Below are 12754 nucleotides of genomic sequence, written 5' to 3' on the forward strand. Positions count from 1 at the left end.
ACCTCAGCTCTGCGACGCAGCTTTAGGGAGGATGTCATTGGCGACCATTTCGCCAAACGGGCTCACGTAGCCTGCACTTTTTGGCAGTTCCGGGCGTTCGATATCCAGGTGCGGGAACAACAACTCGGCCACACGGTAGGACTCTTCCAGGTGCGGGTAACCGGAGAAAATAAAGGTGTCGATGCCCAGGTCGGCGTATTCCTGAACCCGTGCGGCCACGGTCGGACCATCCCCGACCAGCGCCGTACCAGCGCCGCCCCGTACCAGGCCCACGCCTGCCCACAGGTTAGGGCTGACTTCGAGGTTGTCGCGGCTGCCGCCGTGCAGGGCGGCCATACGCTGCTGGCCCACCGAGTCAAAGCGCGACAGCGAGGCCTGGGCACGGGCGATGGTGTCGTCGTCCAGATGCGAGATCAGTTTGTCGGCGGCCTTCCAAGCCTCCTCGTTGGTTTCACGCACAATTACGTGCAAACGAATGCCGAAACGTACGGTGCGGCCCAATTTGGCGGCCTTGGCGCGCACCTGTTCGATTTTTTCTGCAACGGCAGCCGGTGGCTCGCCCCAGGTCAGAACCATTTCCACTTGTTCGGCGGCCAGATCCTGTGCGGCTTCCGAAGACCCGCCGAAATACAGCGGTGGCCGCGGTTGCTGAATCGGCGGGTAAAGCAGCTTGGCGCCTTTGACGGTGATGTGTTCACCATCGTAGTCCACGGTTTCGCCTTCAAGCACACGGCGCCAGATGCGGGTGAACTCTACCGAGGCCTGATAACGCTCTTCGTGGCTGAGGAACAAACCATCACCGGCCAGCTCTTCCGGGTCGCCGCCGGTGACCAGGTTGAACAGGGCGCGGCCACCGGACAAACGGTCCAGGGTCGCGGCCTGACGCGCTGCAACGGTGGGCGACACAATGCCCGGGCGCAGGGCTACGAGAAATTTCAGGCGCTGGGTTACCGGAATCAGCGATGCCGCCACCAGCCATGAGTCTTCGCACGAACGACCTGTAGGAATCAGTACCCCGCCAAAGCCCAGGCGGTCAGCAGCCTGCGCGACTTGTTGCAGGTAACCGTAGTCAACGGCGCGGGCGCCTTCGGAGGTGCCAAGGTAATGGCCATCACCGTGGGTAGGCAGGAACCAGAAAATATTGAGGCTCATGGAGTGGTCTCCTAATTAGGGGCAGCAAGCGTTAGTTGGCTTTGGCCAGATTGGCCGGGGGCGTCCAGATCACGTCTTTCACAACCAGCGGCTTGGGGATCAGCTTGAGCTGGTAAAAACTGTCGGCGATTTTTTGCTGCGCGTTGACCACTTCCGGGGTCAGAAACTGTGCGCCGTAGCCTTGGCGTTTGACCGCCGTGAGGGTGATCTCAGGAGACAGGCCCAGCAGTGGTGCGACTTGTTTTGTCACGTCCTCGGGGTGGGCCTTGGCCCATTCGCCAATAGTGCGTACTTCATCGACCAGGGTTTCGATCACCTTGGGGTGCTGTTCGGCATAAGGCTTGGTAGCCAGATAGAACTGATGGTTGTCAGCGATGCCACTGGCGTCACGCAGGGTGCGCGCTTGCAGCTGTTGTTCGGCGGCTGCCTGGTACGGGTCCCAGATTACCCAGGCATCGACACTGCCGCGTTCAAAGGCAGCACGGGCATCGGCGGGGGGCAGGAACACGGTCTGGATATCGGTGTATTTAAGGCCGGCGTCTTCAAGGGCGCGCACCAGCAGGTAGTGCACGTTGGAGCCTTTGTTGAGGACGACTTTTTTGCCTTTGAGGTCTTTGACCGAGGTGATGGTCGAATCCTTGGGCACCAGAATCGCTTCGCTGGTGGGGGCTGGTGGCTCGTAGGCGACGTAGAGCAAGTCGGCGCCAGCGGCCTGGGCGAACACGGGCGGGGTTTCGCCGGTCACGCCGAAGTCGATGGAGCCCACGTTCAGGCCTTCAAGCAATTGCGGGCCACCGGGGAATTCGGTCCATTGCACGTCAACGCCCTGCTCGGCCAGGCGCTTGTCCAGCGTGCCTTTGGCCTTGAGCAGCATCAGCGTGCCGTATTTCTGATAACCGATGCGCAGGGTATCGGCTTGGGCCTGGGTAACAGCACCGAAGGACACAGCCGCAGCTAAGAGTGCGACCAGACCACGACGCAAAATGACAGGGCGCATGGCGCTCTCCTTTTTTGTTGTTCGGGATTCGGGTAGCACCTGCTGGGCCGTTAGCGGATCAGTAAGGTGGTGGAGCTTTTATCGGTGGGAAAAATGCTGTTTCAGATACTCCAGCGAGCCGTCACCAGGCGCTCGTTGAGGATGCTCGGGTCCAGTGGCTTGGGGCGTCGCGCCAGGGCGCTGTAGAACTGTTCGAGTGACTCTTGCAGGCGCTGTTCCAGAATCGGCACCAGTTGCGCTTGTGCGCCGCCTTCGCCGTAAGCAATCTGGCTGTCTTCGGCAAAAATGCCCTGAAGCATTTCCTGGGCCTTGAGTGCCGACAGTACTGGCTTGAGGGCGTAGTCCACGGCCAGCATGTGGGCGATGCTGCCACCGGTGGCGATAGGCAGTACCACTTTGTGGCTCAGGGCGCGTTCGGGCAGCAGGTCGAGCACGGTTTTCAGCGCGCCGCTGAACGAGGCTTTGTACACCGGGGTGGCAATCACCAGGCCATCGGCGTTTTCGATCTGTTGCAGCAGGTCGATGATTTTCGGGCTGTCGAAGCGTGCGTGCAGCAAGTCCTCGGCCGGAAAGTCGCGTACCTGATAGCTCACCACTTCAACGCCTTGCTGGTTGAGCCAGCGTTTGGCGTGGTCCAGCAACACTCCTGAGCGGGAACGTTGGCTTGGGCTTCCTCCGAGTGTCACGACCAGCATCTAGACGTTTCCTTGAATGAATATGTGCAATTCGCTGTCAGCGTTTTCGCTTGAGTGAACAGACCATAACAGGTGATTTATATATCTATAAATCATATTTATTCATTTGTTTATTCTTAAAATGCATATGCCTTTTTGTTAAATCGAAAGCAAAAAAAAGGCCGTCGAAACGGCCAAAAACCCTGTTGAAGACACGGTTGCATGTTTGTGGGAGCGGGCTTGCTCGCGATGGGATCGGCGCGGTGTATCAGAAAAAACCGCGGCACCATCATCGCGAGCAAGCCCGCTCCCACAGGGTATGAGGTTGGTTTTACTTGTTCGGCTGCGGCGTCAGGCGCAGGTAGGGCTTCACGGCGCGGTAGCCCTTGGGGAAGCGACGCTTGATTTCGTCTTCGTCCTTGAGCGACGGCACGATCACGACCTCGTCACCGTCCTGCCAGTTGGCCGGGGTGGCCACTTTGTGGCTGTCGGTCAGTTGCAACGAGTCGATCACCCGCAAAATTTCGTTGAAGTTGCGCCCGGTGCTAGCCGGGTAGGTAATGGTCAGGCGGATTTTTTTGTTCGGATCAATCACGAACAACGAGCGCACGGTCAGGGTGTCGCTGGCATTGGGGTGAATCAGGTCGTAGAGGTCAGACACCTTGCGATCGGCATCGGCCAGGATCGGGAAGTTGACCACGGTATTCTGGGTTTCGTTGATGTCCTCGATCCACTTGTGGTGTGAGTCCACCGGGTCTACCGACAGTGCGATGGCTTTGACGCCGCGCTTGGCAAACTCGTCCTTGAGCTTGGCGGTGAAGCCCAGTTCGGTGGTGCACACCGGGGTGAAGTCCGCCGGGTGCGAAAACAACACGCCCCAGCTGTCGCCCAGCCATTCATGGAAACGGATCTTGCCGGCGCTGGAATCCTGTTCGAAATCGGGGGCGATGTCGCCGAGTCTGAGGCTCATGGTGCAGCTCCTTTTTATTGGCAATGGCGGGGCGTGATGGAGCCACTCTGCCTGCCTCTGGAGCTAATTAAAAAGAATAAATATCGATTTGATTAGAACAAAAGAGATATTAAAAACTGTTTCATTGGACGCAGCCCAGGCGTGGGGCCACTGTGGGTTCTGGTTTAGGCAAGGGGAGCGGCAGGGAGCTGCGACTATTAATGTGTTGCGAATTGACCGTTGAGGTCTTCGGTAAACACCCTGCCCGGCATTGCGCCGGGCAGGATTTTTCTTACTTTGTACTAAATCACGCTTACAGCAACGGGATCGAGTAGCTCACGATCAGACGGTTTTCGTCCTGGTCGCGCTGGCCAGCAATATCGTTGCGCCACATGGCGTTTTTCCACATGAAGCCCAGATTTTTCAGCGTGCCTTCCTGGATCACGTAAGCCACGGTGATATCGCGTTCCCACTCGGAAGAGCCATTGCTGGTTTGCACATTTTTGCTGTTGTAGGTGTCGATATTGTCGCCACGCAGGTAAACCGCGCCCGCCGTCAGGCCAGGTACGCCGACTTTGGCGAAGTCATACGAGTAACGCGCCTGCCAGGTACGCTCGCCAGCACGGGCGAACTTCGAGATCTGCATATCGGTAGGGATATACGCCGATGCACCGTCGCCCTGGTTCAGGAACGGGAAGTCGCTGCTGCCGTTACTCACCTGATAACCGCCACCAAAGGTGTGACCTTCAACGGTGTACAGGAACAGGCCGCTGATCAGGTTGTTGTCGACCTTGCCCTTGCCGCTACCTGCAGAGCTGTTGGCGTAATCACCGGTGGTGTAATACGCAGAGTCGTGGCCGTTCTTGCCGTCGTCGGTGCTGTTGAAGTAGCGCAGGTCAGATTTCAACACGCCCGGACCGATGGACCAGTTGTGAACCAGGCCCAGGAAGTTTTGTTTGTAGAAATCTTCCAGGTTGCCGTAGTAGTACTGCAGCAACAGGTCTTTGTTGACCTTGTAGTCCACACCGCCGTAGTAGAACTTGTTAACGAACTTGCCCGTAATGGAATTGTTCGCGCCGGCAATCGACAGGCCTTCGTTGTTGCTCGAGTTACGGCCCTTGGCGTGCTCGATCTGGCCGCCGGTGAAGGTCAGGTCCTTGAACTCGCTGGAAGTGATCTGGCCACCCTGGAAGGTTTGCGGCAGCATGCGACCGTCGTTGCTAACGATAACCGGCAGTTTAGGCTGCAGGGTACCGATGCGCAGTTCGGTCTGGGACACTTTGGCTTTTGCGGTCAGGCCCAGGCTGGAGAAATCGTCTACAGCGTGGTTGCCATCGCTTGGGAACACCGAACCGCCATAGTTTGCGCCGGTAGGGTTGCCGTGTTTGCCAGCGCTGGAGTCGAGCTTGACGCCCAACAGGCCAATGGCATCAATACCGAAACCGACTGTGCCCTGGGTGAAGCCCGAAGTGAAGTCCAGCTGGAAGCCCTGGCCCCATTCTTCAGTCTTGCTTTGCGCACCGGCAGCTTTGGTGCCCGAGTCACGGTTATCGTTATTGATATAGAAGTTACGCAGCTTCAGCGTGGCCTTGCTGTCTTCGATAAAGCCGGCAGCGCTGGCTTGTTGTGCCAACAATCCTACGGCCACAGCGATGGCCAAGGTGGACTTGTGCATTGTGTTGCTCCTTTGCGTTTCTAATTTTTGTAGTTCCTCAGCCCCGGATCTGATGCCTGGGTGCTGCAGATGCGCGATTAGCGCCAGACGGTGACCGGCAAGTCAATCGCAACCCATCATGGCTACGACCTTTGTCTAATCATTCGTCGTTTGTGCGCAGGTTAATGACTATTTAATAAACCTAAAAAGAATTGTTTCTGATCTTTTCAGATCAAATAGGCATATAGCAGGGTTTCTCCTACACGCGCGCGTGGGAATGCTATCGGTCTTTTGTCTAATTTCTAAACATAATTTCATGAATCTTTTAATAGCCTTTGGTTATTAAACTCTCGACCTAATCACCCGCTGGCTAAAACGCCCTGGCAGTTAGGGCGCGGGTGCGCGCCTGTATGTTGCGTAACTACATAAGCTAATGCTTAAAAGTTATTTATTTACTGATTCTTAGATCATTTAACCTCGCATCCAGCCGATATCCGGCCACCTGCCGAGGAGCTACCTGATGAAACTGCACTCTCCCCTACGCCTTTTGGCTGCTTTGTCTCTGGCGGGTGCCAGCTTCTTCGCGCAGGCTGCCAGCTCGGATGTCACCGTGGCTTACCAAACCACCGTTGACCCGGCCAAAGTCGCCCAGGCCGACGGTGCTTACGAAAAAGCCACTGACGCCAAGATCAACTGGCGCAAATTCGATAACGGCGCAGACATCATTGCGGCCATTGCCTCGGGTGATGTGCAGATTGCCTACCTGGGTTCGAGCCCGCTCACCGCCGCCGTGACCCGTAACGTACCGGTCGAAACCTTTTTGATCGCCACTCAGTTGGGCGGTTCTGAAGCCCTGGTCGCCCGCAACGGCTCCGGTATCAACGGCCCGCAGGACCTGGTCGGCAAAAAAGTAGCCGTGCCGTTTGTGTCCACCGGTCACTACAGCCTGCTGGCTGCATTGAAGCACTGGAACATCGACCCTTCGAAAGTACAGATTCTGAATCTCGCACCGCCTGCCATTGTCGCGGCCTGGAAGCGTGGCGATATTGACGCCACCTACGTATGGGACCCGGCTTTGGGCACTGCCAAAGAGAACGGCAAAGTGCTGATCACTTCCGGTGAGCTGGGCAAGCTCGGTGCGCCGACCTTTGATGCCTGGATCGTGCGCAAGGACTACGCCGCCAAGCACCCGGAAGTCGTTAAGCAGTTCGCCAAAGTGACTCTGGATGCCTACGCCGACTACCACAAGGACCCTAAAGCCTGGCTGGCCAATCAGGGCAATATCGACAAGGTTGTGAAGCTCTCGGGCGCCAAGGCGGCCGATATCCCGCTGCTGCAAGGCAACGTCTACCCGTTGGCGGCTGATCAGGTGGTATTGCTGGGCGCACCGACTACCAAAGCCCTGGCCGACACTGCTGCCTTCCTGAAAGAGCAGAAAAAAGTCGACGCTGTACTGCCGGACTACGCGCCGTCGGTCAACGCCACTTTTGTTACTCAATAATCAACGCCGCTGAGGAGTCGACCGTCATGGCCTTGTTAACACTGGAGCGCATCAGCGCACAGTACCCGGGCGCCGCTGAGCCGGTGCTGTCGGATATTTCCGTCAGCCTCGGGCCACAGCAACTGCTGGTCGCACTTGGCCCGTCGGGCAGCGGCAAGACCTCCTTGTTGAACCTGATCGCTGGCTTCGTCGAGCCCAGCGCTGGTCGAATTACCCTCGACAACGTACCCGTCCACGGCCCGAGTGCCGAGCGCGGTGTGGTGTTTCAGGATGATGTGTTGCTGCCCTGGCAAGACGTACTGGCCAACGTGGCTTTCGGCCTTGAACTGGCCGGTGTGCCACGGGACAAGCGCGAAGCCCGTGCCCGTGAAATGCTTTCGCTGGTGGATTTGTCCGGCTTTGAAAAGCGCCGCGTATGGGAGCTGTCTGGCGGTCAAAAACAGCGGGTGGGCCTGGCCCGCGCGCTGGCTGCCGACCCTCGCGTATTGCTGATGGATGAGCCTTTCGGTGCCCTCGATGCGTTCACCCGTGAGCAGATGCAGGAACTGTTGCTGCAAGTGTGCCGGCGCACCGACAAGCCGGTATTTCTGATTACCCACGACATTGAAGAAGCGGTGTTTCTGGCCACTGACCTGATTTTGCTGGCGCCCAACCCCGGCCGCATTGTTGAGCGTCTGAGCCTGGATTTTGGCCAGCGCTACAACGCCGGCGAATCGGCACGTTCGATCAAGTCCGACCCTCGCTTTATTGAAACCCGTGAGCACGTGCTTGATCGCGTGTTTTCACAACGCGGTGCCGCCCAGCGGCAGGAGCGCGCATGAGCAGTTATGAAGCAGTCGCCGCCAACCCGGTTGCCGCGCCCCACACCCCACGCCCGGTCAAGCGCAGCCTGAGCACACGCTGGATCAGCGTGCTGACCCTCGTCACCCTGATCGCCGTATGGTGGGCCGTTACCGCTGCCGGTCTGATTGAACCCCTGTTTCTGCCGCCGCCCTCTGCCGTGTTGCAAAAAGGCTGGCTGCTGGCGACCACGGGCTATATGGATTCCACCCTGTGGCAGCACCTGGGCGCGAGCTTGAGCCGTATCGGCCTGGGTCTGGGCTTTGCGATTCTGACGGCAGTGCCGGTGGGCATCGCCATTGGCCATAACCGCATTGCGCGGGGAATTTTCGATCCGCTGATCGAGTTCTATCGCCCAATCCCGCCATTGGCCTATTTGCCACTGATCGTGATCTGGTGCGGTATTGGCGAGCTGTCGAAAGTGCTGCTGATTTACCTGGCGATTTTCGCCCCGATCGCGATTGCCACCGCCACCGGCGTGCGTACCGTTGACCCGGCCAAGGTCCGTGCTGCGCAGTCGTTGGGTGCGACGCGCTGGCAGTTGATTCGCCATGTGATTTTGCCGAGCGCCTTGCCGGATATCTTGACCGGTGTGCGTATCGGTCTGGGCGTGGGCTGGTCGACGCTGGTGGCCGCCGAACTGATCGCCGCCACCAGTGGCCTGGGTTTTATGGTGCAGTCCGCCGCGCAGTTCCTGGTGACCGATGTGGTGGTACTGGGGATTCTGGTGATAGCCATCATCGCCTTTGCCATGGAAATGGGCCTGCGCGCCCTGCAACACAAGCTGGTGCCGTGGCACGGCCAGGCTCACTAACAACAGAACTCGACGCTGATTAATCGGCGCGCTGATTAAGAGAGAGATCATGAGCCTGACCATTACCCCGATTAGCTCTGCCCTGGGCGCCCAGATTGAGGGTGTCGACCTGACTCAACCGCTGAGCCTTGAGCACCGTGATGCCATCGAGCAAGCCTTGCTTGAACATCATGTGGTGTTTTTCAAGAACCAGTCGATTACACCGCAGCAGCAGGCCCGTTTTGCCGCCAATTTTGGCGACCTGCATATTCACCCGATCTACCCCAACGTGCCTGGCCAGCCGGAAGTGCTGGTGCTGGACACCGCCGTGACTGACGTGCGTGACAACGCGGTATGGCACACCGACGTGACCTTTTTGCCAACCCCGGCCATGGGCGCGGTATTGAGTGCCAAGCAACTGCCGGCTTTTGGTGGTGACACTTTGTGGGCAGCCGGTATTGCCGCTTTTGAAGGGTTGTCGAAACCGTTGCAGGTGCTGCTCGATGGGCTGACCGCAACGCACGATTTCACCAAGTCATTCCCGCTGGAGCGCTTTGGTTCGACCCCGGAAGATTTGGCACGCTGGGAACAGACCCGAAAAAATAACCCGCCGCTGTCGCACCCGGTTATCCGCACCCACCCGGTAAGCGGGCGCAAGTCGTTGTTCGTCAACGAAGGTTTCACCACGCGCATCAATGAACTGTCTGAAGCAGAGAGCGAAGCGATCCTGAAGTTGCTGTTTGCCCATGCCACCCGCCCGGAATACACCATTCGCTGGCGCTGGCAGGAGAACGATGTGGCGTTTTGGGATAACCGCGTAACCCAGCATTACGCCGTGGACGATTACCGTCCGAACCGCCGTGTGATGCACCGTGCAACGATTTTGGGTGATGCTCCGTTCTGATGAGCGCGGGATGACGTGTAGCCGCTGACGAGCGCAGCGGCATGAACACTGCAACTGTGGGAGCGAGCCTGCTCGCTCCCACAATAGGGCTTGACCTGCAACAGAGTATCTACAGGTTTACCGTCGGGCTCTTGCGTTTCGGCAAAAACGGCGGCAAATACAACCCCAGATAAGCATCCACCACGCGCATGCCTTCTTCGGCCATACGCGGGGTGATGCTGTCGTGCAGCTGGATGGAGCGTGCATACACGCGGTCGCCCAGCTCCATCGCCAGGGCAAACACGTCCACGTCCTGTGGCAGTGCTGGCAATTCAAAGTGGCGCATAAACAGCGCGTGCATCAATTGCCCCAGCTCAAGGTCGTGCTGGCGGTCGGCTTGTGTGACTTCGGTAAGGCCATGCTGGGCGAGAATTAACTGCCGGGCGGCTGCATCTTCGTTGTAGATCGTCAGCATTCGGTGTTCAACAATGTGCGAAAGATCGCGCCAGTCTTTCAACGCATCATGCTCGATCGGCGCCTGCAGACAGGCGCGGAAGGCTGCGTGAATATCACCGGTCAGCGCCTCAAGGAGCGCGGGTACGCCCGCGAAAAAGTGATAAACCGACGACGGCGGGATTTGTGCGTGCTCTGCCACGTTGTAAATCGACAGGCTGGATACGCCCTGCGCCGTCAGCAGCGTGCGGGCAGCGTCAAGTATCGTGTCGATGCGGCCCTGGCTGCGAGCGCGTGGCTTTCGGGGTGTGGCGCGGCTGGACATCAGCGTCTCCTCAAGGGCAGCCGGCATTGTAGACCTGTGAGCATGAAAAAACGCCGCGGGCTGTAAGGCCGGCGGCGTTTTTCGTGGACTGCAATCGCTTACACGGTATGCAAGTACCAGTTGTATTCGAGATCGGAGATGGAGTGTTCAAACTCTTCCAGCTCGCTCTCTTTACAGGCGACAAAAATATCGATGTATTTCGGGTCGATATATTTGGCCATCACTTCGCTGTCATCCAGCTCACGCAATGCATCGCGCAGGTTGTTCGGCAGGCTTTGCTCGTTTTGCTCGTAGCTGTTGCCTTCGACGGGGGCGCCCGGTTCGATCTTGTTGGTCAGACCGTGGTGAACACCGGCCAGCACAGAGGCCATCAACAGATACGGGTTGGCATCGGCACCGGCAACCCGGTGTTCGATCCGTACCGAGTCGGCCGAGCCGGTCGGAACGCGAATGGCCACGGTACGGTTGTCCAGGCCCCAGCACGGCGAGTTGGGCACATAGAACTGTGCGCCGAAACGACGGTAGGAGTTCACGTTGGGGCAAAGGAACGCCATCTGTGCCGGTAGGGTCTCGAGCACACCGCCGATCGCGTGACGCAATGCGGCGTTCTGCTCGGGATCCTCGCTGGCAAAAATATTTTTGCCGTCTTTGTCCAGAATCGAAATATGAACGTGTAGCCCGTTGCCCGCCTGGCCCGGATAAGGCTTGGCCATGAATGTGGTGTCCATCTCATGGTCGTAGGCGATGTTTTTGATCAGACGCTTGAGCAGTACCGCGTAGTCGCAGGCCTTGATGGGGTCGGCAACGTGGTGCAGGTTCACTTCGAACTGCGCCGGGGCACTTTCTTTAACGATGGCGTCAGCCGGGATGCCTTGCTCTTTGGCACCTTCCAGAATGTCCTGGAGGCAGTCGACGTATTCATCGAGGTCGTCGATCAGGTAAACCTGAGTCGAATGCGGGCGTTTGCCGGAGATCGGCGAACGTGGTGGCTGCGGGCGACCGTTAACGTTCTCCTGGTCGATCAGGTAGAACTCCAGCTCGAAAGCGGCGCAAATGGTCAGGCCCAGTTCGTCAAATTTGGTAACAACTTGACGCAGTACTTCGCGAGGGTCGGCGAAGAAAGGTTCACCTTCAAGTTCGTGCATCGTCATCAGCAATTGCGCGGTAGGGCGCTTTTGCCAGGGTTCGTTGCACAGGGTGTCGGGGATGGGATAACAGATTCTGTCTGCGTCACCGATATCCAGACCCAGGCCGGTGCTTTCCACCGTTGAGCCATTGATATCCAGTGCAAACAGAGAGGCAGGCAGGTTGATGCCTTTCTCGTAAACCTTGTGCAGGCTGGTGCGTTCGATGCGCTTGCCGCGCACCACACCATTCATATCCGCAATGAGAAGGTCTACGTACAGAACCTCAGGATGATCCTTAAGGAACGCGTTCGCTTCGTTAAGCTGAACGGCACGCGGGGGTACCGACATGATGCAACACCTTTGTTGTTAAAAATATCAATCATTGAGCGCTACGGGATTCAGTCAACCCGAACGGCATACCGAAGTCAAGCAGCCTCTTTTTTGCCCTGAAAAAGCGCCGGAAGGCCATTTTTGACGCTTTTTGGGGCGTATTTGTTCTGTTTTGACGGGTGGCGCCCGCAGGCTTGAGCGGGCCGTGTTGTATTTTTTACGGGGGTGTTGTGTAAAAAAATGAACAAGGCTAAGCTCGATTCAAACCCATAACAGCAATAATACCGGGGTGTTACATGTCACGCCTGCCGTTAATCGGCGTCACCGCCTGCACCAAGCAGATCGGTTTGCATCCTTATCACATCACTGGCGATAAGTACGTGCGAGCAGTTGCAGTGGCCGCCAAAGGCTTGCCCCTGATCATTCCGTCACTGGCGGAACTGATTGATCCGACCGATATTATTGACGGTCTGGACGGCCTGCTCTTTACCGGGTCGCCTTCCAATATTGAACCCCACTTGTATCACGGCCCCGCCAGCGCACCAGACACGCTGCATGATCCCGAGCGTGATCGCACCACCCTTCCGCTGATTCGTGCTGCATTGGCAGCGGGCGTTCCGGTGCTCGGCATTTGCCGCGGCTTTCAGGAGTTGAATGTAGCTCTGGGTGGCTCACTTCACCAGAAATTGCATGAAGTCGAAGGTTTTATCGAACATCGCGAAGACCCCAGTGCCCCTGTTGAGGTGCAATATGCACCGAGCCACGCCATGCACGTCCAGCCCGGCGGAGTGTTGGCCGCTTTGGGCTTGCCCACTGAGTTCGAGGTCAACTCGATTCATACCCAGGGTATCGATCGCCTGGCCCCCGGTTTACGCGCAGAAGCCCTTGCACCGGACGGTCTGGTCGAAGCCGTGTCGGTCAAAGACGGCAAGGCTTTTGCTTTGGCGGTTCAGTGGCACCCCGAATGGCAGGTAAGCTCCAACCCGATTTACCTCGCCATCTTCCAGGCATTTGGAGATGCCTGCAGACGGCGCGCAACACAACGCGACGCAGATGCGTCAGTAAACGCCTGACTT

General features: G+C 57.8%; 12 protein-coding genes. 5 read left to right on the forward strand and 7 right to left on the reverse strand.

Annotated features, from left to right (window positions below):
- Positions 1 to 3 precede the first annotated feature (3 nt).
- From ssuD to V6L81_RS03390, 5 genes are all read right to left on the reverse strand, one after another.
- Positions 4 to 1152, reverse strand: coding sequence for an FMNH2-dependent alkanesulfonate monooxygenase (gene ssuD, locus V6L81_RS03370; protein ID WP_016782830.1), 1149 nt, complete (start codon positions 1150 to 1152; stop codon positions 4 to 6).
- A gap of 31 nt (positions 1153 to 1183) precedes the next feature.
- Complete coding sequence (locus V6L81_RS03375; protein WP_095017915.1) at positions 1184 to 2149, reverse strand: sulfonate ABC transporter substrate-binding protein; 966 nt, start codon at positions 2147 to 2149, stop codon at positions 1184 to 1186.
- A 101-nt stretch (positions 2150 to 2250) separates the two neighbouring features.
- Positions 2251 to 2844, reverse strand: coding sequence for an NADPH-dependent FMN reductase (gene ssuE, locus V6L81_RS03380; protein ID WP_094999605.1), 594 nt, complete (start codon positions 2842 to 2844; stop codon positions 2251 to 2253).
- A 310-nt stretch (positions 2845 to 3154) separates the two neighbouring features.
- Positions 3155 to 3793 carry a peroxiredoxin gene (locus tag V6L81_RS03385; RefSeq protein ID WP_083369699.1) on the reverse strand — a complete coding sequence of 213 codons (639 nt, stop codon included), beginning with the start codon at positions 3791 to 3793 and terminating at the stop codon, positions 3155 to 3157.
- Positions 3794 to 4085: 292 nt separating this feature from the next.
- The gene (locus tag V6L81_RS03390; protein WP_094999606.1) at positions 4086 to 5447 is read right to left on the reverse strand and encodes an OprD family porin; all 1362 of its coding nucleotides are present in this window, start codon (positions 5445 to 5447) and stop codon (positions 4086 to 4088) included.
- Positions 5448 to 5946: 499 nt separating this feature from the next.
- Here V6L81_RS03390 and tauA point away from each other — a divergent pair, with 499 nt between their 5' ends.
- Genes tauA through tauD form a run of 4 tightly spaced genes read left to right on the forward strand, consistent with a single transcriptional unit; the run spans position 5947 to position 9464 of the window.
- Positions 5947 to 6927 (forward strand): taurine ABC transporter substrate-binding protein, encoded by a 981-nt coding sequence (gene tauA / locus V6L81_RS03395; RefSeq protein WP_338660477.1) that lies wholly within the window; start codon positions 5947 to 5949, stop codon positions 6925 to 6927.
- Positions 6928 to 6953: 26 nt separating this feature from the next.
- Positions 6954 to 7748, forward strand: a complete 795-nt coding sequence (gene tauB, locus V6L81_RS03400) for a taurine ABC transporter ATP-binding subunit (RefSeq protein ID WP_094999608.1) — start codon at positions 6954 to 6956, stop codon at positions 7746 to 7748.
- On the forward strand, positions 7745 to 8581 hold the full coding sequence (gene tauC / locus V6L81_RS03405; protein ID WP_338660478.1) for a taurine ABC transporter permease TauC: 837 nt from the start codon (positions 7745 to 7747) through the stop codon (positions 8579 to 8581). The genes tauB and tauC overlap by 4 nt, the downstream gene beginning before the upstream one ends.
- Before the next feature lie 49 nt (positions 8582 to 8630).
- A complete protein-coding gene (gene tauD, locus V6L81_RS03410; protein WP_095017913.1) occupies positions 8631 to 9464 on the forward strand; it encodes a taurine dioxygenase in 834 nt (277 codons plus the stop codon).
- Positions 9465 to 9573: 109 nt separating this feature from the next.
- On the opposite strand, the gene V6L81_RS03415 is transcribed toward tauD, so the two are convergent.
- Positions 9574 to 10221, reverse strand: coding sequence for a TetR/AcrR family transcriptional regulator (locus tag V6L81_RS03415; protein WP_094999611.1), 648 nt, complete (start codon positions 10219 to 10221; stop codon positions 9574 to 9576).
- Between the two features lie 98 nt (positions 10222 to 10319).
- Positions 10320 to 11696 carry a glutamine synthetase family protein gene (locus V6L81_RS03420; protein WP_094999612.1) on the reverse strand — a complete coding sequence of 459 codons (1377 nt, stop codon included), beginning with the start codon at positions 11694 to 11696 and terminating at the stop codon, positions 10320 to 10322.
- Between the two features lie 278 nt (positions 11697 to 11974).
- Between V6L81_RS03420 and V6L81_RS03425 the strand changes: the two genes are divergently transcribed.
- Positions 11975 to 12751 (forward strand): gamma-glutamyl-gamma-aminobutyrate hydrolase family protein, encoded by a 777-nt coding sequence (locus V6L81_RS03425; RefSeq protein WP_095017911.1) that lies wholly within the window; start codon positions 11975 to 11977, stop codon positions 12749 to 12751.
- The last annotated feature ends 3 nt before the right edge of the window (positions 12752 to 12754 follow it).

The sequence above is a fragment of the Pseudomonas bubulae genome, from assembly GCF_037023725.1.
In the GTDB taxonomy this organism is placed as follows: domain Bacteria; phylum Pseudomonadota; class Gammaproteobacteria; order Pseudomonadales; family Pseudomonadaceae; genus Aquipseudomonas; species Aquipseudomonas bubulae.

Bases quoted from the DNA above. Each gene is read 5' to 3' on its own strand.
- V6L81_RS03425 (WP_095017911.1), top strand. From the start codon at position 11,975: ATGTCACGCCTGCCGTTAATCGGCGTCACCGCCTGCACCAAGCAGATC.
- V6L81_RS03385 (WP_083369699.1), bottom strand. From the start codon at position 3,793: ATGAGCCTCAGACTCGGCGACATCGCCCCCGATTTCGAACAGGATTCC.
- tauA (WP_338660477.1), top strand. From the start codon at position 5,947: ATGAAACTGCACTCTCCCCTACGCCTTTTGGCTGCTTTGTCTCTGGCG.
- tauD (WP_095017913.1), top strand. From the start codon at position 8,631: ATGAGCCTGACCATTACCCCGATTAGCTCTGCCCTGGGCGCCCAGATT.
- V6L81_RS03420 (WP_094999612.1), bottom strand. From the start codon at position 11,696: ATGTCGGTACCCCCGCGTGCCGTTCAGCTTAACGAAGCGAACGCGTTC.
- V6L81_RS03415 (WP_094999611.1), bottom strand. From the start codon at position 10,221: ATGTCCAGCCGCGCCACACCCCGAAAGCCACGCGCTCGCAGCCAGGGC.
- tauC (WP_338660478.1), top strand. From the start codon at position 7,745: ATGAGCAGTTATGAAGCAGTCGCCGCCAACCCGGTTGCCGCGCCCCAC.
- V6L81_RS03375 (WP_095017915.1), bottom strand. From the start codon at position 2,149: ATGCGCCCTGTCATTTTGCGTCGTGGTCTGGTCGCACTCTTAGCTGCG.
- ssuE (WP_094999605.1), bottom strand. From the start codon at position 2,844: ATGCTGGTCGTGACACTCGGAGGAAGCCCAAGCCAACGTTCCCGCTCA.
- ssuD (WP_016782830.1), bottom strand. From the start codon at position 1,152: ATGAGCCTCAATATTTTCTGGTTCCTGCCTACCCACGGTGATGGCCAT.
- V6L81_RS03390 (WP_094999606.1), bottom strand. From the start codon at position 5,447: ATGCACAAGTCCACCTTGGCCATCGCTGTGGCCGTAGGATTGTTGGCA.
- tauB (WP_094999608.1), top strand. From the start codon at position 6,954: ATGGCCTTGTTAACACTGGAGCGCATCAGCGCACAGTACCCGGGCGCC.